We start from the raw sequence: 24,760 nt of genomic DNA, 5'->3' as shown, positions 1-24,760 counted from the left end.
GTGCCCCGTGGTCCCGGGACCGTCCGCGATCCGGGATAATCGGTGCATGAGTGAGCGTCCGCGGCTGACCGTGCTCTCCGGCCCTTCGGGGGTCGGCAAGAGCACGGTCGTCGCTCATATGAGGAAGCAGCACCCCGAGGTCTGGCTCTCGGTGTCGGCGACGACCCGGCACCCGAGGCCGGGCGAGCAGAACGGGGTCCAGTACCACTTCGTCGACAACGACGAGTTCGACAAGCTGATCGCCAACGGCGAGCTGCTGGAGTGGGCCGTCTTCGCCGGCAACCGCTACGGCACCCCGCGCTCGGCGGTGCTGGAGAAGCTGGAGCGCGGCGAGCCCGTCCTGCTGGAGATCGACCTCCAGGGCGCCCGCCAGGTGCGCGAGTCGATGCCCGAGGCGCAGCTGGTCTTCCTGGCCCCGCCGAGCTGGGACGAGCTGGTCCGTCGGCTGACCGGTCGGGGCACGGAGTCGCAGGACGTGATCGCGAAGCGGCTGGAGGCGGCCAAGGTCGAGCTCGCGGCCGAGCCGGAGTTCGACACGACCCTTGTCAACACCTCCGTCGAGCAGGTAGCGGCCGAACTGCTAGCCTTGCTCGGTGTAGCCTGACCTGTCTGTCTTTTCCACCCTTTCGGAAGGTTTTCGCGTGTCCTCTTCCATGACCGCGCCCGAGGGCATCATCAACCCGCCGATCGACGAGCTGCTTGAGGCCACCGACTCCAAGTACAGCCTCGTGATCTACGCCGCCAAGCGCGCGCGCCAGATCAACGCGTACTACTCCCAGCTCGGTGAGGGCCTGCTCGAGTACGTCGGCCCGCTGGTCGACACCCACGTGCACGAGAAGCCGCTGTCGATCGCGCTGCGCGAGATCAACGCGGGCATGCTGACCGCCGAGGCGATCGAAGCCGCCTGAGACGGTGCTCCGAAAGCTTGTGGAAGGGCCCGGCGGAATCGTTTCCGCCGGGCCCTTCGGCGTTCCCTGGGGCTGTGGGGCCGACCACGGTGCGCGCGGCGGCTGAGGGGCCGTAGGGTGTGCACGTCCCAGGAGTGGAGGAGAGCGGGAGTATGAGCGCGACTTCGGACCGGAGCGGGTCGGCGGACGCGCCGCGCGTCGCCCTCGGCGTCAGCGGCGGCATCGCCGCCTACAAGGCGTGCGAGCTGCTCCGCCGGTTCACCGAGTCCGGCCACCAGGTCACCGTGGTGCCCACCGAGGCCGCGCTGCACTTCGTCGGCGAGGCCACCTGGGCCGCGCTCTCCGGCCGCCCGGCCGCCACCGAGACCTGGGAGCGCGTGCACGAGGTGCCGCACGTGCGGATCGGCCAGCAGGCCGACCTGGTCGTGGTCGCCCCCGCCACCGCCGACCTGATCGCCAAGGCCGCCCACGGCCTCGCCGACGACCTGCTCACCAACACCCTGCTCACCGCCCGCTGTCCGGTCGTCCTGGCGCCCGCCATGCACACCGAGATGTGGGAGCACCCCGCCACCCGGGACAACGTGGCCACGCTGCGCCGCCGGGGCGTGATCGTGCTGGAGCCGGCCGTCGGGCGGCTCACCGGCAAGGACACCGGCAAGGGGCGGCTGCCCGAGCCGTCCGCGATCTTCGACGCCTGCCGGGCCGTGCTGCGCCGGGGCGGGGCCGCCCCGACCGACCTGGCGGGCCGGCACGTGGTGGTCTCGGCCGGCGGCACCCGCGAGCCGCTGGACCCGGTGCGCTTCCTGGGCAACCGCTCCTCCGGCAAGCAGGGCTACGCGCTCGCCGTGACGGCCGCGGCCCGTGGGGCGCGCGTGACGTTGGTCTCGGCCAACGCGGAGCTCGCCGACCCGGCCGGGGTCGACGTGGTGCACGTGTCGACCGCGCTGGAGCTGCGCGAGGCGGCCCTGAAGGCGGCCGCGTCGGCCGACGCCGTGGTCATGGCCGCGGCCGTGGCGGACTTCCGGCCCGCCGAGTACGCCAGCGGCAAGATCAAGAAGGTCGAGGGGGTCGAGCCGGCGCCGGTCGCCCTCGTCCGCAACCCCGACGTCCTGGCCGAGCTGGCGGCGCACCGCGCCCGTTCGGGCCAACTCGTGGTGGGTTTCGCGGCGGAGACCGACGACGTGCTCGCCAACGGCCGCGCCAAGCTCGCCCGCAAGGGCTGCGACCTGTTGGTCGTCAACGAGGTGGGCAACGGCAAGGCCTTCGGGACGGACGTCAACGAGGCCGTGGTACTGGGCTCGGACGGCAGTGAGACGGCCGTTCCGGTGGGTCCGAAGGAGGCGTTGGCGGACGTGGTCTGGGACCTGGTCGTGAAGCGGCTGGAAACGGTCGGCGACTGATCAAGCCCCGCTGGAGATCGGTCGCGATTTCCGGAAGCGGGTGACGTTCGGCGGAGGCATCCCGTTAGACTCCAGGAATCAAGTCTTTCCGGATGTCCCCGGTTCGCCGGGGGCCTTCAGTCAGCAGCCGCTGCAACCCCAGGGAGCGCTGTGTCTCGCCGCCTGTTCACCTCGGAGTCCGTCACCGAGGGACACCCCGACAAGATCGCTGACCAGATCAGCGACACGATCCTTGACGCTCTCCTCCGGGAGGACCCGACCTCCCGGGTCGCCGTGGAGACGCTCATCACCACCGGCCAGGTGCACGTGGCCGGCGAGGTGACCACCAAGGCGTACGCGCCGATCGCCCAGCTCGTCCGGGACAAGATCCTGGAGATCGGCTACGACAGCTCCAAGAAGGGCTTCGACGGCGCCTCCTGCGGCGTGTCGGTGTCCATCGGCGCGCAGTCGCCCGACATCGCCCAGGGCGTCGACACCGCGTACGAGGCTCGGGTCGAAGGCGACGAGGACGACCTGGACAAGCAGGGCGCCGGCGACCAGGGCCTGATGTTCGGCTACGCGTCCGACGAGACGCCCGAGCTGATGCCGCTGCCGATCACCCTCGCGCACCGCCTCTCGCGCCGCCTGACCGAGGTCCGCAAGAACGGGACCATCCCGTACCTGCGCCCCGACGGCAAGACCCAGGTCACCATCGAGTACGACGGCGACAAGGCCGTCCGCCTCGACACCGTGGTGGTCTCCACCCAGCACGCCAGTGACATCGACCTGGAGTCGCTGCTCACCCCGGACATCCGCGAGTTCGTGGTCGAGCCCGAGCTGAAGGCGCTCGCCGAGCAGGGCATCAAGCTGGTCACCGAGGGCTACCGCCTGCTGGTGAACCCGACCGGCCGCTTCGAGATCGGCGGCCCGATGGGCGACGCCGGCCTCACCGGCCGCAAGATCATCATCGACACCTACGGCGGCATGGCCCGCCACGGTGGCGGCGCCTTCTCCGGCAAGGACCCGTCCAAGGTCGACCGCTCGGCCGCGTACGCGATGCGCTGGGTGGCGAAGAACATCGTCGCCGCCGGCCTCGCACGCCGCGCCGAGGTGCAGGTCGCGTACGCGATCGGCAAGGCCGAGCCCGTGGGCCTGTTCGTCGAGACCTTCGGCACCGAGACCGTGCCGGTGCTGACCATCCAGAAGGCCGTCACCGACGTCTTCGACCTGCGCCCGGCCGCGATCATCCGCGACCTGGACCTGCTGCGCCCGATCTACTCCCAGACCGCGGCGTACGGCCACTTCGGTCGTGAGCTGCCCGAGTTCACCTGGGAGCGCACCGACCGGGTGGAGCAGCTGAAGGCGGCCGTGAAGGACTGAACGGCCTGATCGTCCGGAAGCGGCGCCTACCCCCGGGAGGGGTGGGCGCCGCTTCTGTGCGTTCTGTCGGTGTGACCTGGTAGTACTGGGAGCGATGAGCAGCACAGGGGAGACGGAGAACACGGAGAACGGGGCCGAGCCGGAGCAGCTGGCGTTCATCCGGGAGACGGTCAAGCGGGCCAAGCCCCGGACGTGGCGCGGCGCCAAGCGGGCCGAGCACCTGCCGGTGGCCCGGGTCGTGGTGGACAAGGGCGTGCTCACCATCGACAAGTTCTTCGACTACGAGGTGCCGGCCGCGATGGCCGAGGAGGCCCGCCCGGGCGCCCGGGTGCGGGTGCGCTTCGGCGCGCGCGTGGTGAAGGGCCAGCGCGAGGGCGGGGAACTGCACGACGGGTTCATCGTCGCCCGGCTGGAGAAGAGCGACTTCCCCGGCCCGCTCGCCCCGCTCGCCCAGGTGCTCTCGCCCGAGCCCGTGCTCACCCCCCAGCTGCTCCGGCTCTGCCGGACCGTCGCCGACCGCTACGCGGGCACCCTCGCCGACGTCCTCCAGCTGGCCGTCCCGCCCCGGCACGCCAAGGCCGAGGCCGAGCCCTCGCCGCCGGCGCTCCCGCGCCCCCCGGCCCCCGCCCCCGGGGGCTGGCAGCGCTACCCGGCCGGGCCCGACTTCCTCGCCGCGCTGGCCGACGGCGGCTCGCCGCGCGCCGTCTGGGCGGCGCTGCCCGGCCCCGGCTGGCCGTACGAGATCGCGCGCGCCGTCGCCGCCACGCTGGCGGGCGGGCGCGGCGCGCTCGTCGTGCTGCCCGAGGGGCGGTCGGTGGCCCGGGTCGACCAGGCGCTCACCGAACTGCTCGGCGCGGGCCGGCACGTGGCCCTGGAGGCCGACCTCGGCCCGCGCGAGCGCTACCGGCGCTGGCTGGCGGTGAGCCGCGGCTCGGTGCACGCCGTGATCGGCACCCGCGCCACCATGTTCGCGCCGGTGCGCGACCTCGGGCTGGTCGTCGTCTGGTCCGACGGCGACAACAGCCACAGCGACCCGCGCGCCCCGCACCCGCACGTGCGCGAGGTCGCGCTGCTGCGCGCCGCCGACGAGGGCGCGGCCGTGCTGCTCGGCGGCCACGCCGTCACGGTGGAGGGCGCGCAGTTGGTCAGCACCGGGTGGGCCCGCCCGCTGACCGCCGACCGGGAGACCGTGCGCCGGATCGCGCCGCGGGTCCGGACCGTCACCGACCAGGACCAGCACCGCGACGGCGCCGCCCAAGCCGCCCGGCTGCCCTCGGTGGCCTGGGAGGCCGCCCGGGAGTCGCTGGCCGCCGGGCACCCGGTGCTCATCCAGGTGCCCCGGCGCGGCTACGTGCCCCGGCTGTCCTGCGGGCGCTGCCGCACCCCCGCCCGGTGCAGGCGGTGCGAGGGCCCGCTGGAGGCGCCCGCGGCCGACGCCGCGCTGAACTGCGGCTGGTGCGGAGAGGCGGAGACAAACTGGCACTGCCCCGAGTGCGGCTCGTTCCGGCTGCGCGCCCAGGTGGTCGGCGCCCGGCGCACGGCGGAGGAGCTGGGCAAGGCGTTCCCGCGCATCCCGGTGCGCACCTCCGGGCGGGACGCGGTGCTGGCCACTGTCCCGGACGAGCCGTCGCTGGTGATCTCCACGCCCGGTGCGGAGCCGGTGGTGGACGGCGGCTCCGGGTACGGGGCGGCGCTGCTGCTGGACGGCTGGGCGCTGCTCGGCCGGCCCGACCTGCGGGCCGGGGAGGAGACGCTGCGGCTCTGGCTGACGGCCGCCGCGCTGGTCCGGTCCGCCGAGGAGGGCGGCTCGGTGGTCGTGGTCGCCGAGCCGTCGGCGCGGCCGGTGCAGGCCCTGGTCCGCTGGGACCCGCTGGGCCACGCCGGGCTGGAACGCGACGAGCGGGCGCAGCTGCACTTCCCGCCGGTGTCGCGGATGGCGTCGGTCAGCGGCAGCCCGGCGGCCGTGGCCGACCTGCTGGGGCTGATCCGGCTGCCCTCGGAGGCGGACGTGCTCGGGCCGGTACCGGCCCCGGCCCTGCGCGGGGAGGACCAGGAGCGCGCGCTGCTGAGGGTGCCGCCCGGGCAGGGGGCGGCGCTGGCGGCGGCCCTGAAGGCGGCGCAGATCGCGCGGATCGCGCTGCGGACGCCGGAGGCCGTACGGGTGCGGGTGGATCCGACCGACATCGGGTGAGGCCGGCGGGGGCGGGGTGAGTGGCCACCCCGCCCCGGATGGCGCTGGTCGGACGGCGGCGTCAGCCGCGCAGCGGGATGCCGGTGCGGTCGACCGGGGTGCGCTCGGGGGTGGTGCGGTCGACCGGGGTGCGCTCGGGGGTGGTGCGGTCGACCGGGGGGCGGTCGAGGGGGCCGCGCTCCGGGGCGGTGCGGTCCAGGGTGCCGCGCTCCAGGGCGTTGCGGTCGTGGTTGCCGCGCTCCAGGGCGTTGCGGTCGAGGCTGCTGCGGTCCAGGCCGCCCTGGCGGGCCGCCGGGACGGTCGCCGCCAGGCCGCCGGACGGCGCGGCGGGCAGCTCCTCCGAGCGGTCCGGGCGGCTCTGGCCCGGGACGGCGCCGCTGGCGGCGAGGAGTTCGCTGGTCGGGCGGCGCATCCCGTACCGGCGGTGCACGGCCTGCTTGGTGACCCCGAGGGCCGAGCCCACCGAGTCCCAGGAGAAGCCCAGCGCCCGGTCGAACTCGACCGCCGCCGCGACCAGGGTCTCCACGCTCTCCCGCAGCTCCTGCGCCAGGCGCACGGTCGGCGCGGGCGCCCGCCCGTACACGACGAAGCCGGCCGACGTACTGGGCCGGCGCGGACGGTAGACGTTGCCCAACTGGGCGGTGAGCGTCCGCAGCGCGTCGACCTGCCGCCTCACCCGCTCGATGTCCCGCACCAGCAGGTGCAGGCTCGCCCGCGCCCGGGCGTCGTGGTTGATCTGCTCGGCCATGGCCTACGTGCCACCTTCCGTACGGTTCGGCTCGGCCGGGGCGCGGTGTCCCGTGCGCCCGGCCCCGGTCAATCTCACTTGACCAACGCCGAAGCGGGGGCCGGGGTAACGCCGCCGGGCACACTCGGGATATGCCAGAAGCCGGTGCCGGGGTGGGGGAGGGGCGTTCGGGGCGGGGTGAAGGGCGGTGCGAGGAGCGGTGTGAGGGCATGGGCGGCGGTCCCGGTGCGTTGCATAGACTTGCCGGGAACCCGCAGTTGCCCGCAGCCCCGCACCCTCGACGGACAGGAGCCCGTACCCGTGGCGATCCAGCCGATCCGGCTCTTCGGAGACCCCGTCCTGCGGGCCACCGCCCAGCCGGTGACCACGTTCGACAAGGAACTGCGCACCCTGGTCGGCGACCTGACCGAAACCATGCTCAACGCGCCCGGCGCAGGCCTCGCCGCGCCCCAACTCGGCGTCTCCCTGCGGGTGTTCACCTACCACGTGGACGGCGTCACCGGGCACCTGATCAACCCGGACCTGTCGCTGACCGAGGAGGAGCAGGACGGCCCCGAGGGCTGCCTCTCGCTGCCCGGCCTGCGCTACGACACCAAGCGCGCCTACGGCGTGGTCGCCAAGGGCTTCACCATGTACGGCGATCCGGTCACCCTGGAGGGCACCCAGCTGCTCGCCCGCTGCATCCAGCACGAGACCGACCACCTCGACGGCATCATCTTCATCGACCGGCTCGACCGCGAGCAGCGCAAGGCCGCGCTGAAGGCGATCCGCGACACCGACTGGGGCGGCGCGCCCGCGCCGGTCGTCAAGGTCTCCCCGCACAGCACGTTCGGCGCCGCGCGCTGACCCCTCTGGCGCCGAACCCTCTGGCGCTGACCCTCCTGATCTCCAACGTTCTCTTACAGAAAGGCACTTGATGCGTCTCGTCTTCGCCGGCACCCCCGAGGTCGCCGTTCCCGCCCTGGACGCCCTGCTCGCCTCCGACCGGCACGAGGTCGTCGCGGTGGTCACCCGCCCCGACGCCCCCGCCGGGCGCGGGCGCAAGCTGGTCGCCAGCCCCGTCGCCCAGCGCGCCGAGGAGGCCGGGATCGAGGTCCTCAAGCCGGCGAAGCCCAGCGACCCGGAGTTCGTCGCCCGGCTCACCGAACTCGCCCCCGACTGCTGCCCGGTGGTCGCCTACGGCGCGCTGCTGCGCCCCGGCACCCTGGAGATCCCCAAGCACGGCTGGGTCAACCTGCACTTCTCGCTGCTGCCCGCCTGGCGCGGCGCGGCCCCCGTCCAGCACGCGGTGCTGGCCGGCGACGAGGTCACCGGCGCGGCCACCTTCCTGATCGAACAGGGCCTGGACTCCGGCCCGGTCTACGGCGTGATCACCGAGGAGATCCGCCCGACCGACACCAGCGGCGAACTGCTCACCCGCCTCTCGGTGTCCGGCGCGCGCCTGCTCACCGCCACCATGGACGGCATCGAGGACGGCTCCCTGCACGCCCTCCCGCAGCCGGCCGAGGGTGTCACGCTCGCCCCGAAGATCACCGTCGAGGACGCCCGCATCGAGTGGAGCCACCCCGCCCTGCGGATCGACCGCGTGGTGCGCGGCTGCGCCCCGGCGCCCGGCGCCTGGACGGAGTTCCGTGGCGAGCGACTGAAGATCACCGGACCGGTGAAGCTGCTGACCGACTCGTCCGCCCTGGCGCCCGGGGAGCTGGCCGTGGTCGGCAAGAACAGCGTGCGGGTCGGGACGGGCAGCCACGAGGTCGAACTCGGGGAGGTCCGCCCGCAGGGGAAGAAGGAGATGCGGGCGGCGGACTGGGCGCGCGGGGCGCGGCTGGAGTCCGGGGAGCGCTTCGGCTCCGAGGGCTGAGGCTCAGGTTTAGCGTTACTGTTCGTCTGATAACCACCGATAACCACCGCAGCACCTTGAGGCACCCTGTGACCACCCCCAGCGCCCAGCGCGCCCCCCGCCCGCACCGCCGCCCGAAGAAGGACCCGGCCCGGATCGTCGCGTTCCGCGCGCTGCGCGCCGTCGACGAGCGCGACGCGTACGCCAACCTGATCCTGCCGTCGCTGCTCCGCGAAGCCGAGCAGAAGGGCATGGACCGGCGCGACGCCGCCCTCGCCACCGAGCTCGTCTACGGCACCCTGCGCCTTCAGGGCACCTACGACGCGATCATCGCGGCCTGCATCGACCGGCCGCTCAGCAAGGTCGACCCGCCGGTCCTGGACGTGCTCTCGCTCGGCGCCCACCAGCTGCTCACCACCCGCATCCCCAGCCACGCGGCGGTCTCGGCCACCGTCGAGCTGGCCCGGGTGGTGCTCGGCGACGGCAAGGCCAAGTTCGTCAACGCCGTCCTGCGCCGGATCAGCGCCCACGACCTGGACGCCTGGATCGAGAAGGTCGCCCCGCCGTACGAGAAAGACGCCGAGGACCACCTCGCCGTCGTCCACTCGCACCCGCGCTGGGTCGTCTCCGCGCTCTGGGACTCGCTCGGCCGCTGGCAGCCCGACGCCTCCGGGCGCAGCGCCCTGGAGGACCTGCTGCGCGCCGACAACGAGCGGCCCGAGGTGACCCTCGTCGCCCGACCCGGCCGGATCGACGTCGGCGAACTCGCCGACGCGCTGCCCGAGGCCGAGCCCGGCCGCTGGTCCCCGTTCGCGCTGCGGCTCGCCGAAGGCGGCGACCCGGGCTCGCTGGAGGCCGTCCGGGACAACCGGGCGGGCGTCCAGGACGAAGGCAGTCAGCTGGTCGCCCTCGCCCTGGCCAACGCTCCCCTGGACGGCCCGGACCGGCTCTGGCTGGACGGCTGCGCCGGCCCCGGCGGCAAGGCCGCGCTGCTCGCGGCGCTGGCCGCCGAACGCGGCGCCGGGCTGGTCGCGAGCGAGAAGCAGCCGCACCGCGCGCGGCTGGTCGCCCGGGCGCTGGAGGGCAACCCCGGCCCGTACACGGTGATCACCGCGGACGGCACCCGCCCGGCCTGGCGCTCCGGCGGCTTCGACCGGGTACTGGTCGACGTGCCGTGCTCCGGCCTGGGCGCCCTGCGCCGCCGCCCGGAGGCGCGCTGGCGCCGCCGCCCCGCCGATGTCGCGGCCTTCGGCCCGCTCCAGCGGGACCTGCTGCGCTCGGCGATCGACGCCACCCGGGTCGGCGGGGTGGTCGGGTACGCGACCTGCTCGCCGCACCTCGCGGAGACCCGGGCCGTCGTGGACGACGTGCTGCGGGCCGAGGGCGGCCGGGTCGAGTGGATCGACGCGCGCCCGCTGCTGCCGGGCGTCCCCGCGCTCGGGGACGGGCCGGACGTGCAGCTCTGGCCGCACCTGCACGGGACGGACGCGATGTACCTGGCGCTGCTGCGGCGGACGGCGTGATCCGGTGATCCCGTGATCCCGTGATCCCGGGGGGGCTGGGGAGGGCGGTGCGCTCAGCCGGGTGAGGGGGGCTGCGGCCGGGCGGGCGTGGGCCCGGGGAGGTCGGTGAGGAGGGCGTGGGCCTGGGCGCGGAGGCGGTCGACCGGGGGGTCCTCGCAGATCACCTCCAGGCCGAGCCCGCTCGCCTGCCCGAAGTGGTAGTACGACTGGTAGGCGAGGTAGGGGCGGTGGCCGTCGGTGGGGTCCAGCCCGACGGCGAGCGTCGCGAAGTGGGTGCGCTCGTTCTCGGTGCGCTCGAACTCCGTCCGGGAGAGCCGCCATTCGAACTCGTACGGCTCCGGATCGGAGGGCAGGTCCAGCAGCGCCTGGGCGAGCCGGCGGACGTCCTCCGGCCCGGCGAACGGGAGTGACTCGGACCAGCGGGGCGCGGCGGCGAGCAGCTCCCAGCCGTCGCCGTTGCGGCTGACGGACAGTGCCCACTCGCCGTCCTGGTCGTGCCAGTGGCAGCTGAGGATCGGATCCATGGTGGTCAACCTCCCTGTGAGGCTTGGCCGTTCGGCTCTCCCCATCGTGGCATACCGGACCGCCGAAGGGAGCCGGGCGGCCTGCGGCCAGCGGCCGGCGGGGGCGCGTGGGGCTTTCGGGCCGAGGGTGGGGACCGGGGTGGTCAGTCGGTGGCCGGGGTCGGCGCGGGGTGCCAGGGGCGGTCGGCGCGGGTCGGGCGGGCCGCGGCGGTGAGGCGCAGGGCGTAGACCTCGCGGTCGGTGGCCGGGTGCGGGACGGGGCCGAGGTAGTCGTGGCCGGTCAGGTGGCACCAGGCGGGCAGGTCGAGGGGGGCGGCGGGGTCGGTGGTGTGGATGTGCACCACCGCGCCGGCCGGCAGGTCGGCGATCCGGGCGCGCAGGCGCAGCAGCAGTTGGACGCAGAGCAGGCCGGTGCCGTCGACGGTCAGGTCGGGGGCGGGTTCCTGATCGGGCTGCTGTCCGGGGGTGTGGGTCATGGGGTTGCTGCCCTTCGCGGTGGTGCGGCGGTGCCGGGGTGCAGGGGTGCAGGGGTGCAGAGGTGCCGGGTTCAGCCTAGGAGGTGGGCCCGGGCGGGGCGCTGGGAGGGTTCGGAAATCCGGGTGACGGCCGTGATGGGGCGGTGTTACGGTGGGGGAGTTCGTGTTCGATCAGGATCACAGGATCACAGGATCACAGTTCAAGGGAAACGAGGAGGTGGGGTTGATGACCGCGCCCAAGGCCGTCGCCGTGCGCAGCGCCCGGACCACCCTCACGTCCCGGGCGTCGGCCTGACCTTCCCCCCATCCCCTGTCCCCGCTGGGAGCGTGAGCTCGCGGGGCCGAGGACGCGTTGACGTCCTCGGACGAACACACCACTGTGGAACGGATCCTCGTTCATCATGACCACGTTCAACGTGACCTCGCACACCCGCTCGCACTCCCCGTGGACCACCCGCGCCGAGACCGCCGCGGACGCCGCAGCCGTCCGGGAGATCGTGCTGGCCGCCTTCGACGCCCCGGGGGAGGCCGACCTCGTCGACGCCCTGCGCGCGGACGAGGCCTGGATCGACGGACTGTCGCAGCTCGCCCTCGCGGAGGACGGCCGTCCGGTCGGCCACGCCCTGCTGACGCGCTGCCACATCGGCGACACCCCGGCGCTCTGCCTGGCACCCGTCGCCGTCCTGCCCGAGTACCAGCGGACCGGTGCCGGCTCCGCCGCCACCCGCGCCGCCCTGGACGCGGCGCGGCGCAGGGGCGAGCGCTTCGTCGTCGTCCTCGGACACCCGGACTACTACCCGCGGTTCGGCTTCGGCCGGGCCTCCGGGTACGGGATCGGGCTGACCATCGAGGTGCCGGAGGAGGCGCTGATGGCCCTCGCCCTGGACCCGGAGCGGCACCCGTTGCCGTCCGGGACGGTGCGGTACGCGGCTCCGTTCGGGATCTAGCAGTCTCGTAGGCCGACAGGCCGACAGCCCGATGGTTCAACAGCCCGTCAGTCGCGGGCTGTGGCCGCCCCCGGCCGCTGGTCGGGGGCGGTGCCGCCGAGGCGGGTGAGCAGGACGGCGAGGCGGTCGAGGTCGTCGGGGCTCCACTGGTCGGCCGCGAAGAGGTCCGCGGCGACCTTCCGGGCCGTGTACAGCATCTCGGCGAGCCGTTCGCGGCCGGTCGGCGTCAGGGCCGCGTAGGCGACCCGGGCGTCGCGGGCCGCCGCCTCCCGGCTCACCAGACCGATCCGTTCCAGCGGTGCCAGGCCGCGGGTGACGCCCGAGGCGGTGAGGCCGAGGGCCTCGGCGAGGTCGACCCGGCGCATCCGGCCGCCGGGGGCGTGGCCGAGGTGGAGCAGCAGGGTGAAGTCGGACAGGCTCACGCCGTGCAGGCCGCCGAGGCTCGCGTCGAAGCGCTTGGCCACGGCCGCCTGGGCGCGGACCAGTCGCAGCGCGGTGTCCAGCGGGTCGGGCCGGGTGTCCGGGTGTGGGTCGGCCGGGGGGTCGGCCTTCGGGTCGGTGTGCGGATCTGTCATTGCTACCTCCTTGACTGCTCAAGCATACCGGTGCGGTGAGCCGTCAAGGAGGTAGCGGAGGGGGGAGGGGGCTAGCCGGCGTTGGCGGCGCGGCGCTGCCGCTTGCCGAGCGGTGCCTGCGAGAGGTCCTCGGCCTGGGACCGCAGGTTCTTGTGGCCGTAGCCGCGCTGGGCCAGCCAGGCCCGTGCCGCCTGCTCGGCCCGCTCGGCGGCCGCCAGGATGTCCTCCTCCGCCTCGCCCGAGTCGAGGAAGCGGAAGGTGAAGGCGGCCCGCGCGCCGAGGTCGTAGCTGAGGTGTCCCTCGCGGGTGAAGGCCGCGCGCAGCACGTCGTGTTCGGGTGCGCGGGCGAGGAGTTCGGCGTGCTGCTCGGCGCTGAGGCCGTCGAAGACACCGCGCACCATGATGCGGAAGGTTCGAGTGGTCATCCCCCGACCATAGGCAGGACGGACGCTCGACCGCCAACCCGATTTCGACGCGAGTGGTCAGGCAGGACCTAGGCGCGCCTGCTGGGCAGGCGGGTGCAGACGGTGCCGGTGGCGAGCGGGGCCGGTTCGGCCTTGAGGGTGTCGAGGGTGAAGTCCGTGGTGAGGGCGCTGATGTCGGCGGTCTGCCGGATGAGGTAGTGGTTGGCGCCGGGGGCTTCGTAGCGGGCGAGGTCGGGGACGGCCGGGCGGGCCCGCAGGGCGTATTCGAGGGACTGGTTGGCGTTGGCGGCGCTGTGGTCGCCGGTGCCGTGGACGATCAGGACGCGCCGGCCGGCGAGGTGGTCGACGGGGTCGCCGCTGGGCAGCCAGGGCGCGATGCCGGCGACGCCGACGACGTTTGGGTGCCCGGCGCACCAGAAGGCGGCGCGCCCGCCGAGGGAGTTGCCGATGAGGACGACGGGTACGTCGCCGTAGCGGCGGGCGAGTTCGTCGAGGGCCCAGCGGGTGTCGAGGGCGGTGTCGGCGTCGGCGCCGTTCCAGCCGCTGTAGCGGTAACGCAGCAGGTGGACGGCGAGGCCGTGCGGGCGGCCGCGGTCGGCGAGTTCGGCGGTGAGGTGGCGCAGGCCCAGTTCGGCGACCTTCAGCGGTCCGCGCCGGCTGCGCAGGAACCCGCCGGGCAGCAGCAGGGTGACGCCGTCGACCCGCCCCGTCCCGTCGTCGCCGAGCCGTGGGGTCAGTTGTGCGGTGCGCGGCCGCTGCGCCTGGAACACGCGAAATCCCTCCGTGGTGTCTACCTGCGGATTCTACGGTTCCGCGGGCGGGTCGCGGTGCGCGTGCGGGGGCTGCGGAGGCCGGCCGGTGGCGCGGGTGCGGGGCCCCGTGGACTCGGCCTGGCGGGCGGGGGGAAGGCGTTGGGTGGGCGGGCCGACTCGCCTTCGGGCGCGAGGCGTTGGGGTGAGGTCAGGAGGGACGGCCCGGCTGGTCGCCGCCGCCGGTGGAGCGGCTCCGGCCGGTGAGCAGTTCCTGCATGCTCGGGAGCTTCCGGCGCTGCGAGCCGGTCTGCGAGCCGGTCTGCGAGCCGCTCTGGGAGCCGGTTTGCGTGCCGGCGGGCGGGGCGATCGAGCGGCGGGGTTCGGGGGCCGGGCCGAGGCCGGCCTTGGCGGCCGCGTCGGCGAGGAAGTCGGAGGCCTGGCGGCGGGCGTTGTCGACCGTGCGGCGCAGGCTCTCGGCGTCGTTGCGCAGCTTGTCGGTCTGTCGGCGCAGCAGGTCGGTGCGCTGTTCGGCCTCGGTGAGCTGCTTGAGGCTGGCGGCCGCCCGGGCGGCGGCCTCCCGTTCGATCTCTTCGCCGCGCTGCTGGGCCTCGGTGACGATCTGCTGCGCCCGGGCCTCGGCGCGGGCCCGCTGGTCGGCGAGGTCCTGGTCGAGCTGGCGGCGCCGCTGGGCGATGCCGGTCTCGAACTGCAGCGCGACCTGGGCGGCCTGGTCGCGGGTGCGCTGGAACAGCGCGTCCGCCTCCCGCCGGCGGGCGAGGACGTACGGGTCCTCCTCGGCGGCGGGGACGTCCCGGACGGTGGCGTGGTAGCCGGCCGGGGGCCGCTCGGCCTGCTCGGCGAGGTGGAGCAGGCGTTCGGCGACCTGGTCGGCGTGCGGCGGCCTCCGGTCGGGGTCCTTGGCGAGCAGTTCGAGGACGAGGGTGTCGACGTCGGCGGGCAGGCCGGGCCGCAGGGTGCCGGGGGCGGCCGGGTGGATCTCGCCGTGCTGGCGGATGAGTTCGTAGAGGGTGCCGCGGAACGGCGTGCGGCCGGTGAGGAGTTCGTACAGCAGGCAGCCGAAGGCGTAGAGGTCGGAGCGGGCGTCGAGGCCGCCGCTGTCGAAGCGTTCGGGGGCCATGTAGGCGGGGGTGCCGACGATGACGTTGGTGCTGGTGATGCCGTCGTCGGCGGTGTCGACCCGGGCGATGCCGAAGTCGACGACCTTGACCTCCCCGGAGGACTGGATCATCACGTTGGCGGGCTTGACGTCCCGGTGGACGACGCCGGCCCGGTGGGCGGTGGCGAGGGCCTGGGAGATCTGGACGGCCCAGGTGAGGGCCTGGCGCAGGGGCAGCGGCCCGTCGCCGAGGTGGCGGCTGAGCGGGGCGCCGTCGAGCAGTTCCATGACCAGGAAGTAGAGCGGCCGGCCGGCTTCGTCGTGCCGGCCGAAGTCGTGCACGGTGACGATGGACGGGTGGTTGAGCGCGCCGGCGGTGGCCACCTCGCGGACGAACCGGGCCGCGTCCTTGGGGGTGTTGTTGCTGCCCGGGAGCATCACCTTGACGGCGACGAGCCGTTGGATCCGCGCGTCGCGGGCCTTCCAGACCGCGCCGAAGGCGCCCTCGCCGATCTGCTCGACCAGCTCGTACCGCCCGTCGAGTACGTCGCCCGGCTGCATCCCCGCCCCTTTCGCGCCCCGGTGCCGTGCCCCGGCCCCCGGGTCAACCTACCGCCCCCCGCCGGGAACCCGTCGGGGTGGCAGCGTTTCCGGGAAAGGCTGGTAACACTGTTTCCAGTCGGTTACGTTGTTACCCATGAGCACGCCCTACCAGGAGGCGCAGCGGGCCGGCCAGGACGCCGTGCGCGCCGTGATCCTCGACAGCGCCATCACCCTGCTGGTCTCCGAAGGCCCCGCCGCGCTGACCGTGCGCCGGATCGCCACCGAGATCGGCTCCTCGACCAAGGTCCTCTACACCATGTTCGGCGGGAAGGAGGGTCTGGTCGACGCGCTGTACCGGGAGGGCTTCGCCCGGCTGCGCCGAGCGCAGGAGCAAGTCCCTTGCGGGGGCGATCCGTTGGCCTACCTGACCGAACTCGGGCTGGTCTACCGCGAGCGCGCCCTCGCCGAACCGGCTTACTACCGGGTGATGTTCGAGCAGCCCGTGCCCGAATTCCGGCCCAGCGCCGAGGCGTTGGCCGTGGCCGAGACCGCGTTCGGTGCCTCGGTCGCCGCCGTCGAGGCGTGCATGGCGGCCGGGATCCTGCGGCCCGGCGACGCCTACGAGCTCTCCAAGCTCTTCTGGGCGGCCTCGCACGGCGCGGTCAGCCTGGAACTCGCCGGGCACTTCCCCGCCGCCGAGGCGGGGCGGCGCTACGACGCGCTGATGGCCGCGGTGGCACGGGCGTTCAGCACCCGGCCGTCGCCCGTAGACCGGGAACCGCGTGAGAAGAGGAGGATCCCGTGACCACCACCCGCAACCGCTACCTGTCGGGGAGCTTCGCCCCGGTGACGGAGGAGGTCACCGCGTACGACCTGCCCGTCACCGGGCGGATCCCCGCGCACCTCGACGGCCGCTACCTGCGCAACGGCCCCAACCCGCTCGGCATCGAGGACCCGGCCGCGCACCTCTGGACGCTCGGCGCGGGCATGGTGCACGGCGTCCGGATCCGGGACGGGCGCGCCGAGTGGTACCGCAACCGCTGGGTGCGCTCCGGCGCCGTCGCCGACCGGCTCGGCGAGGCGCGCCGGGGCACCCCCGTCGACGAGCGCCTCGACATCTCCCCGAACGTGCAGGTCGCCGGGTTCGCGGGCCGCACGTTCGCGCTCATCGAGGGCGGCATTCGGCCGTACGAACTCGGCTACGAGCTGGACACGGTGGGGCCGTGCGAGCTGGGCGCGACCCCCGAGGGGTACAGCGCCAACGCGCACTCGCTGTTCGACCCGCGCACCCGGGAGCTGCACTCGCTGGCGTTCCGCTACGGGTCGGAGTACGTGCAGCACATCGTGATGGACGCCACCGGGACCGTCCGGCGGACCACCACCGTCCCGGTGCCCGGCAACCCGTACATGCACGACTTCGCGCTGACCGAGCGGTTCGTGCTGCTCTACGACTCGCCGGTGGTGTTCAGCGCCGCGCACCTGCCCACCGGGGTGCCGTTCACCTGGGACGCGCGGCGCGGCGCCCGGGTGGGCGTGCTGCCGCGCGAGGGCGGCGAGGTGCGGTGGTTCGACCTCGCCCCGCACCTGGTGGGGCACACGCTCAACGCCTACGAGCGGACGGACACGCAGATCGTCGTCGACGTCGTGCGGCACCCGCCGGGCATCGACCTCCGGGACATCGGCACCAGCCGGCCGACCCTGGACCGCTGGACCGTCGACCTGGCGGCCGGGGTGGCCACGGAGGAGCGCCTCGACGACCGGATCCAGGAGTTCCCGCGCCTCAACCCCGCGTTCTCCGGCCGCCCCCACCGCTACGGCTACGCGGCGGCGGTCGAGCTCTACGCCCCGCCCGCCGGCCCCGACGACGACCGCCCCGACGAGGGCTTCAGCAATGCGCTGCTCAAGCACGACGTGGTCCGGGGGACCACCGAGGCCCACGAGTTCGGGCGTGACGGTGCGGTGGGCGAGGGCGTGTTCGTCCCGGCGGAGTCACCTGCGGAGTCGTCCGCGGCGGAGGACGACGGCTACGTGATGGCGTACGTGTTCGACCCGGTGCGGGCCGCCACCGACCTGGTGGTGCTCGCCGCCCAGGACTTCACCGGCGAGCCCGTCGCCCGGATCCACCTGCCGGTGCGGGTCCCGCTGGGGCTGCACGGCAACTGGGTGCCGGGCGGGGAGCGATCGCAGGGCGGGGAGTAGCACCGGGGAAGGCCCGTCGGCGGGGTCGGTTCGTCGGCAGGGTCGGTTCGTCAGCAGGGTCGGTTCGTCAGCGGGGTCGGTTCGTCGGTGCGGCCGGGAGTTTTCCGTTGTCTTTGTTCAGGATCCAGCCAGGCTCTGCGATCATCCGATGATCGTCGCTCATGCGGTGGGCGGCGCTTGACGGGGGAGTGACCGACATGGCCGAGGGGCCCGTGGACAGCGCCGCCGGGGCCGGGTGGGGCCGCAGGTCCGTCCGCCTCGCCAGGGGCGGGTTCGCCATGGACAGGGCGGCCTGGATGGTGGTCTCCGGCGGGGTGCTGGGGGCCATGTTCGCGAGCATGGGCCTGGCCGTGCTGATCGGGCCGTCCCAGGGGTACGGCGGCGAGAGCCTCGACTTCATGGGCATCGTCAGCATCCTTGGCCTGATGCCCTGCGGGGCCGGCCTGCTGTGGGCGCTGCTCCACCCCCGGCGCGGCTTCCCCGCGGTCGCCGTCGGGATCCTGTTCGGGCTCGCCGTGTTCGTCTCCTTCGCCGGGACCGGCCTCAACGACGCCTGGGAGGCGCCGCTGGACCGGCCGTCGTCGGTCCGTGCCGTCGGCAGCTGGACCAGCGGGGACGTGGTGGTGCGGGTCCGGCCCGACCAGGTGGTGGCCTACCGCGGCGCCACCGGGCAGGTCGCGTGGCGGTGGACGCCGCCGGGGGAGGACTCCGTCTGCGCCATGAGCCGGGGGACGGGCCACGGCCTCGGACTGCTCGGCCACTCCCCGCACGACCGGCCGTGCGCGGCGGTGACGGCGCTCGACCTCGCCAACGGCACGGCCGCCTGGACCGCCGCGGCGGACGCGCCCGGCCGCGTCGGGGACACGGCGGCGCCCGATCTGCTCGCCGTCGCCGGGGACGAGGCCGTCCTCCAGGAGCGGACCGGTTGGCGCGCGGTGTACCTGGCCGACGGGCGAGCCGCCTGGCGCGGCGACGCGGACGCCGGCTGCTCGCCGTTGCAGGTGGCGGGCGGGCCGGCGGAGGTGGTGACGGTCGCGCAGTGCGGGGACGCCGCGCCGGTGCTGCGGTCGCTGGCCCCGGCGGACGGGCGGGAGCGGTCCCGGGTCGCCCTGCCGGTCACGGGCGGGCTGAAGGACGTCGCGGTGGTCTCCACCGAGCCCCTCGCGGTCTGGGTCGACGCGCAGGGCGAGCGCGGGACGCACGCCGTCCTCAGCTTCGACGGGGCGGGGCGGCAGCGGGCGTCGATCCCGGTCGCGGGGGACGAGTACGACCTCGACGTCATGCTGGGCGGAGCCCACGCCTACGACGCGTTCGCCGCCCGCCCGCTGTTCGGCGGGGTGGTCGTCGGCGACCAGCTGATCGTCCCCGGCGAGAAGCCGGACGACGTCCGGATCAGCGGGGGGAAGAACCCCAGCCGCATCGCCACCGGGCGCCTGGTCTCCTACTCGCTCGCCGACGGCGGGAAGCGCTGGACGTCCGGGCTGGACGACCAGGTGACGGGGCTGCTGGTGGACGGCGCGTCGGTGTGGGCGCTGACCCGGGACAAGCTGACCCGGGTCGACGCCGCGACCGGGCGCAAGAGCAGTGAACTGGACGTCAACGACTCGAAGTCCGTCCACCCGGTGGACCTGTCGGTCTCCGGGCCAGGCCGGTTCACGGTGGTGGCGGAGGACGGCACGCGGGACGAGCCGCCGGCGCGCGGCATGGGCTGAGCTCGCCGGGCCCTTGACCGCCCGTTGTTCGTCACACTCGGTCACGCTCACGGCCCGGGGGTGCCGCCCCGAGCGGCTGTGTCAGGCTGGTGGGGGAGCACCGCCGAGATCGGGAGGCTCGTGATGGCCGAGATCAGGGTGAACGGGGTGTCGCTGCACTACGAGGCCCGTGGCGAGGGGCCCGGCGTCGTCCTGGTGCACGGCTCGTGGAGCGACGCCGACAGCTGGGCGCGCGTGATGCCGGGCCTGGCCGAGTCGACCACCGTCGTCGCCTACGACCGGCGTGGCCACAGCCGCAGTGAGGACCCGCTCACCCAGGGTTCGGTCTACGAGGACGCGGCCGACCTGGCCGGGCTGATCGACGGGCTCGGACTCGCGCCGGCGTTCGTCTGCGGGAACTCGTACGGTTCGCTGATCACGCTGCGGCTCGCCGCCGCCCGGCCCGACCTGCTGCGGGGGATCGCCGTGCACGAGCCGCCCGCCGCCGGCATCCTGCTCGCCGACCCCGAGCTGAGGCCGGTCGCCACCGCGCTCGCCGACCGGATCACCGCCGTCCGGGAGCTGCTGGAGCAGGCCGAGTCGGCCGCGGCGGCGGAGCTGTTCGTGGAGACGGTCACCTTCGGGCCGGGGGCCTGGGCGCAGCTGCCCGCGCCGGTGCGGCACACGTACGTGCGCAACGCGCCGACCTACCTGGACGAGCTGCGGGACCCGGACGCCCTGGACCTCGACCTGAACGCGCTGGCCCGCTTCACGGAACCGGCTCTACTCACGCAGAGTGACAACAGTCCGCCGATGTACGGCGAGGTGCTGGACATCATCGACCTCACCCTGTCGAAGGTGGAACGGCACCTGTACCAGGGCGCCGGCCACACACCGCACCTGTCCCAGCCGGAGGAGTGGGTGCGGGTGGTGCTGCCGCGCGCCCTGGCGTGAGCCGCCACGCCGGGAGCGCACCCGGCCCGTTGCGCGCGGGGGCTCAACGGGCCGAGCGGAACGGGCCGAGCGCAACGGGTCGACCGTGCGCGTCAGTTGGGTGAGGCGCCCCAGCCGTCGTCCGGGAGGGTGCGGTCCGGCTCGGGGCAGTCGGTGTGGTCGTAGCCCCACAGCAGGGCCTTGTTCAGCAGCCAGTCCTCGGGCGGCGGCGCGTCACGGTCCGCGTGGTCCGCGTGGTCCGCGTGGCCGTCGCGGGCCTGGTGACCGTCGCGGTCGGTGAGGACGAACGCCACCCGGACCTCCTCGGCCACCGCCACCTCCAGGGTGCGCTGGTTGGGGACGTTCTCGTACGTCACGGTCTCCCAGCGGCAGCCGGCGGCGGTCAGCGCGGCGATCAGCGCCGACTCGGTGACGTGCGTGTCGAGCGTCAGCAACCCGCCGCCGGCCAGCGGGAGTTCGAGTTCGCCGTGCCACACGGGCAGGGACAGCGACTGGAGCCGGCGGCAGTGGCAGAACACCGTCTGCACGTCGCCCCAGCTGAAGCCGTGCGGCCAGCGGGACTCGCGGTGGATCCGCCCGCCGTCCCAGGGATCGCCGTAGTGGGCGGCGAGTTCGGGCAGCGAGGCGTTGTAGCGCAGGCCGTCCGGACCGTCCAGGCCGCCGGTGGCCGCCAGCGCGGTGAGCCGCGCGAGGAAGTCCGTCACCCCAGGCACCCGCGCACCGCCTCGATCAGCCGGTTGGCGCGGGCGTCGCCGTGGCCGATCATCCGGTTGGCGACGTAGCCGAAGCCGACGCCGAACTCGTCGTCCCCGAAGGCGAACTGGCCGCCGGCGCCGTCGTTGCCGAAGCTGCGCGCGCCCAGCAGCGGGCGGAAGGCGGGGGAGTCGAGCAGCAGGCCGGAACCCCAGCGGGCGCCCAGGTCGAAGCCCAGAAAGCCGGCGCCGGAGGAGACTTCGCGCACCGCGTCGGTGACGGTCCCGTGCGAGAGCAGGCGCGGGCCGCCGTCCAGGCCGGTGGCGGCGGCCGCGTACAGCCCCGCCAGCCCGGTGGCGGAGGCGACCGCGCCCGCGCCGGGCAGCTCGATCGCGTGCAGGGCCGGGTCGTTCCAGCCGTGCGGCACGTCCAGGCCGGGGAAGACCAGGGCGCCGTTCATCGTCACGATCCGGGTCAGCAGGTGCTCCGGGCCGGGCATCGGGCGGCGGCCCTCCGCCTCCACCAGCCGGGCGAGGCGCGGGAGTTCGCTCTCCGGCAGGCCGATCCAGAGCGGCAGGCCGAGCGGCTCGGCGATCTCCTTGCGGAGGAACTCGCCCGGCGTCAGCCCGGTGATCCGGCGGATCACCTCGCCGACCGCGAAGCCCAGGACGTGGCCGTGGTACTCGTAGGCCGTGCCGGGCTCCCAGAGCGGCTCCTGCGCCTCGATCGCGCGGACGACGGGAGTCCAGCCGGCGATCTCCTCGAAGGAGAGCACCGCGTCCAGGGCCGGGATGCCCGCGCGGTGACCGAGGATCATGCGGGTGGTGATGTCCTGCTTGCCGTGGCGGGCGAACTCGGGCCAGTAGCGGGCGATCGGCGCGTCGAGGTCGAGGCGGCCCTGCTGGGCGAGCAGGTGGGTGCTGATGCTCACCGCGCCCTTGGCGCAGGAGAAGACCGGGACGACGGTGTCCCGCGTCCAGGCCCGGCCGGTGCGCTCGTCGGCCGTCCCGCCCCACAGCTCGACCACCTTGCGGCCGCCGGAGAACACCGTGACGGCGGCGCCGAGTTCGGGGAACTCGTCGAAGTTGCGGGCGAAGACGTCCGCCACGGCGCCGAACCGTTCGTCGGCCCAGCCCTGGTACTGCTGCATGGTGTTCCGCCCCGTCCTCTGGTCCTCGTGGGGTCGCTGCCCCAAGATCGTCGACCGGACCACGGTACGGCGTCGGGCCGCTCGACACGACCGGTTTCCCACCCGGGCGGCGGTGGGGAGCCGGCGCCCGGGCGGTGGTCCGTCGCCCGCCGTCAGCCGCGGCCGGTGACGTAGAGGGGCTTCATGTCGACGGCCGTCGTGGTGACGGTGTGCCCCAGGCCCTCGCGGGCGGCGTTGGTGAGCACGCCGGGGTCGGCCTCGGCGTGCTCGGCGAACAGGCCGCCGAGGCCCCGGGCGCGGGCGTACTCGGCCTTGGCGCGGACGGAGCGCGGGGTGTCGAGGGAGAGGAAGACGCCGGTGCTCGGGTTGTGGAGGTAGTCGGCGTCGGCGGAGATGTCCGTGTACAGCTCGAAGCCGTTGCGGCCCTTGCCCTGCTCCAGGTCGAGGTAGTTGCGCAGCACGTCGGCGTAGGTGCTCGTGCCGGGTGCGAAGGAGCCGACCGTCTGGCCCGACGCGGTGTCGTACGTGCCGCGCAGGGGCGAGCTGCGGGTGAGCCGGGCCTGCCTGGCGTTGCGGGTGGTGGTGGCGTAGCCGAGGTGGATGCGGTGAGGCGCCACGCCGGCGCGCTCGATCAGGTGGGTGACGGCGTTGTCGATGCAGTCCGTCTGGCTGCTGTCCGCGTCGCGGCGCAGCGAGGTGTGGTGCCCGAGACCGGCGGACCAGGGGCTGCCGAAGAAGTCGAAGGACATCAGGTCCAGCCGTTCGACGCCGGCCTCGACCAGGAGCGGGACGTTCATCGCGTCCAGTTGGGCGGCGGAGGCCGGCACCGCGACGGCGATCGTCGCGTTCCGGTCGGCGGCGGACAGCGCGGCCCTGGTCTCGCGGATGAGCTCGGCGAAGTTCCCGGCGTCCTCCGGACCGTACCCGGCCTCCGGGGCGCCGGCCGAGCCGGGCCAGCGCCAGTCCAGGTGGAGGGTGGAGAACATCGGGAAGGCGCGGAAGATCCGTGCCACGGACTGGGCGAACCGCCGCCGGGAGGCGGGCTCCTGCGCGATGGCGTGGAAGGCCTCGCTCAGGTCCCAGCCGCCGACGTGCAGGCCGACCGAGAGGTCCGGGTTGCGTTCCTTGAGGCGGCGGGCGGCGCCCAGCAGGCCCTGGGCCTGCTGCTGGGTGAACAGGTCCTGGTAGTCGTTGGAGACCCAGCCGTCGAACCCGTAGCCGAGGTAGGCGGCCGCCGCACTCCAGGCGTCGATGAAGGTCACGGCGCCGCGCTCGTCGGAGGCGATGCCGAAGTCCTGGGCGGCCTGGGCGGTGGCGGCCCCCAGGCTGCCCTGGCCGCCGACGAGGCCGACCAGGCCGAGGACGATCTCGTCGAAGGCGCCGTTCGCGGCCGCCAGCCGGGTGACGTCCGCGCCCGGCCCGCCGGTGGGGCCGCCGCTGTCGTCCGTCAGGCGGCCGTCGTAGGCCCAGGTGGTGTCCAGGAAGCCGGACACGGTCTGCTCGCCGCTGCGCCGGTAGGTGTTGAAGACGGGCTTGGCGACCCGGCAGGGGGTGAAGGAGAGCTTCGAGTCCTCCCGCGCCGGGTCGAAGCCGTTCATCTCGTACGTGCGCTCGGCCGCGTCCACGGCACGGCCGTCGAGGCCGGGGTCGGACGGGTACACCAGCTCGCTCATGACAGTTCTCCCTGCATCGCGTCAGCGGAAAGTGCCCGGTGTGGTGCCGGGCGTGACCGTGCTTGAGCAGGGTAGTGAGCGAACCGGGCGACGCGGGCGGGTTCGGGTGAACTAGTTGACGATGCGTCAGCTGTGCGATAGTCGATTCTGTGCTCGCATGGCTACGGCCCCGTCACCGCTGTTCCGACCGCACGTGAACCCGTACGGCCGCCACTCCTTCCAGCTGCCGGACCTGCCCGGCCGGATGCGCCCCCTGCGCAGCGCCGGGTCCATCAGTGTGCCGATCACTCGGCGGGGTGGCGTCGGTGGTCACGCCAGGCGATGGCTGAAGTGGCCATCTGCCGCCTCCACGCGGAGGGCGAGCTCGGTCAGCGCGTCGACGACCAAGGTCAGGTCGGGACTGCCGGGTGAGAAGTCGGCGATGGGGCCCTCGATCACCTCGAAGGCGAGCAGGCCCCAACCTCCGGCCTGCACGTGCCACAGCAGCTGCGGGCAGGACTTGGGCAGGTAGGGGTTGACGGCGGCTTCGCGTAGCTGCGTCTTCACCTGGCGGTGGTCAACGGGGATGCCCTTGATGAACACCTCGCCCGAGGCGGTCAGGGCTTTGACCACGACGCCCGAGTTCGCCCCGGTGGACACGTCGGCAGCTGTCAGGAACGGTCCGGTGCGTTCCTCGATGGCGGCGCGGGCGTCCGGCGGCAGGTGGTGCCAGGCAAGGCGGGTCATCGACACAGCGGGACTCCAGGGAGGCGGTGCGGTGGTGCCCCGGCCTGGGCCGGGGCACCACCACGCGTGCTGGTACGGCTGGGAATCACTCGACGAGCAAGAGCACATGACGACCTCCAGGACGTCGTCCGGGAAAAGAACCTGTACGGCAGGTTCGAGCTCGACACGAACCCCCCGCTCCCTGGAATGCCTCAGCAGGATGGCGGTCGATCAGAGAGACCCTGTCTCAAGCGTCCTAGGGCGCGTATCTGGTTGTGATCAATCTGAGGGAATCGCCTGCGTCGCGGGACCTGATCCGGTAGACCGTGTTGTGTGACACGAGCGCAACTTTCGGACGCTGAGTGGG

Annotated in this window: 23 protein-coding genes and 1 pseudogene; 13 read left to right on the top strand and 11 right to left on the bottom strand. The window is 74.0% G+C overall.

The features are described 5' to 3' along the window. Nucleotides 1-46 precede the first annotated feature (46 nt). The 5 genes from gmk to ABT015_RS07970 all read left to right on the top strand — a co-directional run bounded on the left by gmk (nucleotide 47) and on the right by ABT015_RS07970 (nucleotide 5,858). On the top strand, nucleotides 47-604 hold the full coding sequence (gene gmk, locus ABT015_RS07990; protein ID WP_350877834.1) for a guanylate kinase: 558 nt from the start codon (nucleotides 47-49) through the stop codon (nucleotides 602-604). A gap of 37 nt (nucleotides 605-641) precedes the next feature. Further along, a complete protein-coding gene (rpoZ, locus tag ABT015_RS07985; RefSeq protein WP_030240625.1) occupies nucleotides 642-908 on the top strand; it encodes a DNA-directed RNA polymerase subunit omega in 267 nt (88 codons plus the stop codon). Nucleotides 909-1,060: 152 nt separating this feature from the next. After that, nucleotides 1,061-2,308 carry a bifunctional phosphopantothenoylcysteine decarboxylase/phosphopantothenate--cysteine ligase CoaBC gene (coaBC, locus tag ABT015_RS07980; protein ID WP_063346753.1) on the top strand — a complete coding sequence of 416 codons (1,248 nt, stop codon included), beginning with the start codon at nucleotides 1,061-1,063 and terminating at the stop codon, nucleotides 2,306-2,308. Between the two features lie 150 nt (nucleotides 2,309-2,458). Further along, a complete protein-coding gene (gene metK, locus ABT015_RS07975; RefSeq protein ID WP_350877833.1) occupies nucleotides 2,459-3,667 on the top strand; it encodes a methionine adenosyltransferase in 1,209 nt (402 codons plus the stop codon). A gap of 94 nt (nucleotides 3,668-3,761) precedes the next feature. Continuing rightward, nucleotides 3,762-5,858: a primosomal protein N' gene (locus ABT015_RS07970; RefSeq protein ID WP_350877832.1), complete on the top strand. Its 2,097-nt coding sequence runs from the start codon at nucleotides 3,762-3,764 to the stop codon at nucleotides 5,856-5,858. Between the two features lie 191 nt (nucleotides 5,859-6,049). Here the strand turns inward: ABT015_RS07970 and ABT015_RS07965 are convergent. Then, nucleotides 6,050-6,606, bottom strand: a pseudogene (locus ABT015_RS07965) (hypothetical protein); the annotation flags it as partial. 300 nt (nucleotides 6,607-6,906) lie between these two features. On the opposite strand from ABT015_RS07965, the gene def reads away from it, so the two are divergent. From def to ABT015_RS07950, 3 genes are all read left to right on the top strand, one after another. Beyond that, nucleotides 6,907-7,452 (top strand): peptide deformylase, encoded by a 546-nt coding sequence (def, locus tag ABT015_RS07960; RefSeq protein ID WP_063346750.1) that lies wholly within the window; start codon nucleotides 6,907-6,909, stop codon nucleotides 7,450-7,452. A 70-nt stretch (nucleotides 7,453-7,522) separates the two neighbouring features. After that, complete coding sequence (fmt, locus tag ABT015_RS07955; protein WP_063346749.1) at nucleotides 7,523-8,467, top strand: methionyl-tRNA formyltransferase; 945 nt, start codon at nucleotides 7,523-7,525, stop codon at nucleotides 8,465-8,467. 68 nt (nucleotides 8,468-8,535) lie between these two features. Next, nucleotides 8,536-9,969 carry an RsmB/NOP family class I SAM-dependent RNA methyltransferase gene (locus tag ABT015_RS07950; RefSeq protein WP_350877831.1) on the top strand — a complete coding sequence of 478 codons (1,434 nt, stop codon included), beginning with the start codon at nucleotides 8,536-8,538 and terminating at the stop codon, nucleotides 9,967-9,969. Nucleotides 9,970-10,022: 53 nt separating this feature from the next. Here ABT015_RS07950 and ABT015_RS07945 read toward each other — a convergent pair whose 3' ends face one another. Beyond that, the gene (locus ABT015_RS07945; RefSeq protein ID WP_350877829.1) at nucleotides 10,023-10,493 is read right to left on the bottom strand and encodes a hypothetical protein; all 471 of its coding nucleotides are present in this window, start codon (nucleotides 10,491-10,493) and stop codon (nucleotides 10,023-10,025) included. A gap of 143 nt (nucleotides 10,494-10,636) precedes the next feature. Further along, nucleotides 10,637-10,969: a sulfurtransferase TusA family protein gene (locus tag ABT015_RS07940; RefSeq protein ID WP_350877827.1), complete on the bottom strand. Its 333-nt coding sequence runs from the start codon at nucleotides 10,967-10,969 to the stop codon at nucleotides 10,637-10,639. Nucleotides 10,970-11,370: 401 nt separating this feature from the next. On the opposite strand from ABT015_RS07940, the gene ABT015_RS07935 reads away from it, so the two are divergent. After that, nucleotides 11,371-11,916, top strand: coding sequence for a GNAT family N-acetyltransferase (locus ABT015_RS07935; RefSeq protein ID WP_350877825.1), 546 nt, complete (start codon nucleotides 11,371-11,373; stop codon nucleotides 11,914-11,916). A gap of 47 nt (nucleotides 11,917-11,963) precedes the next feature. Here the strand turns inward: ABT015_RS07935 and ABT015_RS07930 are convergent, their stop codons facing one another. The 4 genes from ABT015_RS07930 to ABT015_RS07915 all read right to left on the bottom strand — a co-directional run bounded on the left by ABT015_RS07930 (nucleotide 11,964) and on the right by ABT015_RS07915 (nucleotide 15,346). Beyond that, on the bottom strand, nucleotides 11,964-12,491 hold the full coding sequence (locus tag ABT015_RS07930) for a MarR family winged helix-turn-helix transcriptional regulator (protein ID WP_350877823.1): 528 nt from the start codon (nucleotides 12,489-12,491) through the stop codon (nucleotides 11,964-11,966). A gap of 71 nt (nucleotides 12,492-12,562) precedes the next feature. Continuing rightward, complete coding sequence (locus ABT015_RS07925) at nucleotides 12,563-12,916, bottom strand: DUF6204 family protein (RefSeq protein WP_350877821.1); 354 nt, start codon at nucleotides 12,914-12,916, stop codon at nucleotides 12,563-12,565. 68 nt (nucleotides 12,917-12,984) lie between these two features. Continuing rightward, nucleotides 12,985-13,686, bottom strand: a complete 702-nt coding sequence (locus tag ABT015_RS07920; RefSeq protein ID WP_350877818.1) for an alpha/beta hydrolase — start codon at nucleotides 13,684-13,686, stop codon at nucleotides 12,985-12,987. Nucleotides 13,687-13,876: 190 nt separating this feature from the next. After that, complete coding sequence (locus ABT015_RS07915) at nucleotides 13,877-15,346, bottom strand: serine/threonine-protein kinase (protein ID WP_350877816.1); 1,470 nt, start codon at nucleotides 15,344-15,346, stop codon at nucleotides 13,877-13,879. 136 nt (nucleotides 15,347-15,482) lie between these two features. On the opposite strand from ABT015_RS07915, the gene ABT015_RS07910 reads away from it, so the two are divergent. The 4 genes from ABT015_RS07910 (at nucleotide 15,483) to ABT015_RS07895 (ending at nucleotide 20,172) form a co-directional block, all read left to right on the top strand. After that, complete coding sequence (locus ABT015_RS07910; protein WP_350877814.1) at nucleotides 15,483-16,133, top strand: TetR/AcrR family transcriptional regulator; 651 nt, start codon at nucleotides 15,483-15,485, stop codon at nucleotides 16,131-16,133. Beyond that, on the top strand, nucleotides 16,130-17,527 hold the full coding sequence (locus tag ABT015_RS07905) for a carotenoid oxygenase family protein (protein WP_350877812.1): 1,398 nt from the start codon (nucleotides 16,130-16,132) through the stop codon (nucleotides 17,525-17,527). Before ABT015_RS07910 ends, ABT015_RS07905 begins: the two co-directional genes overlap by 4 nt. A gap of 197 nt (nucleotides 17,528-17,724) precedes the next feature. Then, a complete protein-coding gene (locus ABT015_RS07900; RefSeq protein ID WP_350877810.1) occupies nucleotides 17,725-19,239 on the top strand; it encodes an outer membrane protein assembly factor BamB family protein in 1,515 nt (504 codons plus the stop codon). Nucleotides 19,240-19,362: 123 nt separating this feature from the next. Next, nucleotides 19,363-20,172, top strand: a complete 810-nt coding sequence (locus tag ABT015_RS07895) for an alpha/beta fold hydrolase (protein WP_350877808.1) — start codon at nucleotides 19,363-19,365, stop codon at nucleotides 20,170-20,172. Nucleotides 20,173-20,264: 92 nt separating this feature from the next. On the opposite strand, the gene ABT015_RS07890 is transcribed toward ABT015_RS07895, so the two are convergent. From ABT015_RS07890 to ABT015_RS07875, 4 genes are all read right to left on the bottom strand, one after another. Continuing rightward, nucleotides 20,265-20,876, bottom strand: a complete 612-nt coding sequence (locus ABT015_RS07890; RefSeq protein ID WP_350877806.1) for a hypothetical protein — start codon at nucleotides 20,874-20,876, stop codon at nucleotides 20,265-20,267. Next, nucleotides 20,873-22,015 (bottom strand): serine hydrolase domain-containing protein, encoded by a 1,143-nt coding sequence (locus ABT015_RS07885; RefSeq protein ID WP_350877804.1) that lies wholly within the window; start codon nucleotides 22,013-22,015, stop codon nucleotides 20,873-20,875. The genes ABT015_RS07890 and ABT015_RS07885 overlap by 4 nt, the downstream gene beginning before the upstream one ends. Nucleotides 22,016-22,167: 152 nt before the next feature. Next, nucleotides 22,168-23,688 (bottom strand): glycosyl hydrolase family 18 protein, encoded by a 1,521-nt coding sequence (locus ABT015_RS07880; protein WP_350877802.1) that lies wholly within the window; start codon nucleotides 23,686-23,688, stop codon nucleotides 22,168-22,170. A 309-nt stretch (nucleotides 23,689-23,997) separates the two neighbouring features. After that, the gene (locus tag ABT015_RS07875) at nucleotides 23,998-24,420 is read right to left on the bottom strand and encodes a hypothetical protein (RefSeq protein ID WP_350877800.1); all 423 of its coding nucleotides are present in this window, start codon (nucleotides 24,418-24,420) and stop codon (nucleotides 23,998-24,000) included. Nucleotides 24,421-24,760: the final 340 nt, after the last annotated feature.

Origin of the sequence: Kitasatospora sp. NPDC094016, assembly GCF_040304045.1 — a bacterium.
Classification (GTDB): Bacteria; Actinomycetota; Actinomycetes; order Streptomycetales; family Streptomycetaceae; genus Kitasatospora.
Note: the sequence above shows the minus strand (reverse complement) of the source record. Positions and strands in the feature narration are given on the sequence as shown.

What these genes read in the sequence shown, in the direction of transcription:
- ABT015_RS07880 (WP_350877802.1), bottom strand. Translation starts at nt 23,688, where the DNA reads ATGAGCGAGCTGGTGTACCCGTCCGACCCCGGCCTCGACGGCCGTGCC.
- ABT015_RS07945 (WP_350877829.1), bottom strand. Translation starts at nt 10,493, where the DNA reads ATGGATCCGATCCTCAGCTGCCACTGGCACGACCAGGACGGCGAGTGG.
- ABT015_RS07900 (WP_350877810.1), top strand. Translation starts at nt 17,725, where the DNA reads ATGGCCGAGGGGCCCGTGGACAGCGCCGCCGGGGCCGGGTGGGGCCGC.
- ABT015_RS07940 (WP_350877827.1), bottom strand. Translation starts at nt 10,969, where the DNA reads ATGACCCACACCCCCGGACAGCAGCCCGATCAGGAACCCGCCCCCGAC.
- gmk (WP_350877834.1), top strand. Translation starts at nt 47, where the DNA reads ATGAGTGAGCGTCCGCGGCTGACCGTGCTCTCCGGCCCTTCGGGGGTC.
- ABT015_RS07910 (WP_350877814.1), top strand. Translation starts at nt 15,483, where the DNA reads ATGAGCACGCCCTACCAGGAGGCGCAGCGGGCCGGCCAGGACGCCGTG.
- ABT015_RS07885 (WP_350877804.1), bottom strand. Translation starts at nt 22,015, where the DNA reads ATGCAGCAGTACCAGGGCTGGGCCGACGAACGGTTCGGCGCCGTGGCG.
- fmt (WP_063346749.1), top strand. Translation starts at nt 7,523, where the DNA reads ATGCGTCTCGTCTTCGCCGGCACCCCCGAGGTCGCCGTTCCCGCCCTG.
- ABT015_RS07925 (WP_350877821.1), bottom strand. Translation starts at nt 12,916, where the DNA reads ATGACCACTCGAACCTTCCGCATCATGGTGCGCGGTGTCTTCGACGGC.
- ABT015_RS07915 (WP_350877816.1), bottom strand. Translation starts at nt 15,346, where the DNA reads ATGCAGCCGGGCGACGTACTCGACGGGCGGTACGAGCTGGTCGAGCAG.
- ABT015_RS07930 (WP_350877823.1), bottom strand. Translation starts at nt 12,491, where the DNA reads ATGACAGATCCGCACACCGACCCGAAGGCCGACCCCCCGGCCGACCCA.
- ABT015_RS07970 (WP_350877832.1), top strand. Translation starts at nt 3,762, where the DNA reads ATGAGCAGCACAGGGGAGACGGAGAACACGGAGAACGGGGCCGAGCCG.
- ABT015_RS07895 (WP_350877808.1), top strand. Translation starts at nt 19,363, where the DNA reads ATGGCCGAGATCAGGGTGAACGGGGTGTCGCTGCACTACGAGGCCCGT.
- ABT015_RS07935 (WP_350877825.1), top strand. Translation starts at nt 11,371, where the DNA reads ATGACCACGTTCAACGTGACCTCGCACACCCGCTCGCACTCCCCGTGG.
- coaBC (WP_063346753.1), top strand. Translation starts at nt 1,061, where the DNA reads ATGAGCGCGACTTCGGACCGGAGCGGGTCGGCGGACGCGCCGCGCGTC.